This window comes from Rhodococcus sp. MurmanLake-1, from assembly GCF_056945715.1.
In genome coordinates this window covers 1-445 of the sequence record NZ_JBWZNF010000067.1, presented here as the reverse complement: position 1 = coordinate 445, position 445 = coordinate 1, and the positions used below count along the sequence as shown (strand labels likewise).

Below are 445 nucleotides of genomic sequence, written 5' to 3'. Positions count from 1 at the left end.
TCGGCGATTGGGACGAAGTCGTAACAAGGTAGCCGTACCGGAAGGTGCGGCTGGATCACCTCCTTTCTAAGGAGCATTCTCCAATCCAATGTTCACACAGGTGGATGGTTGGTTGGCAGAGCCTGTTTCGGATCCACTTGTGGTCCGGCAGGAGCTCATGGGTGGACGCTGACAAACTTCCTCGCATCACGGCAGATCACATGATCTGCCGGCGAGTGCAATATATCGACATACTGTTGGGTCCTGAGAGAACACGCGAGTGTTTCCTCTCTAGGAAGTAACGACAACACTGGAATGTGGGTCATACCGCGGAGTTGCGATGGTTTCGATCATTGTTTTCTTCGGCTGGTGCTCACGGGAGTTCTGGGGTTGTGTGTTGTTTGAGAACTGCACAGTGGACGCGAGCATCTTTGTTGTAAGTAATGAAGAGCGTACGGTGGATGCC

At 52.6% G+C, this 445-nt stretch carries 1 rRNA gene; it reads left to right on the top strand.

Annotated features, from left to right (window positions below):
• Positions 1 to 66, top strand: a 16S ribosomal RNA gene (locus tag AC2ETI_RS32665); the annotation flags it as partial.
• Positions 67 to 445 lie beyond the last annotated feature (379 nt).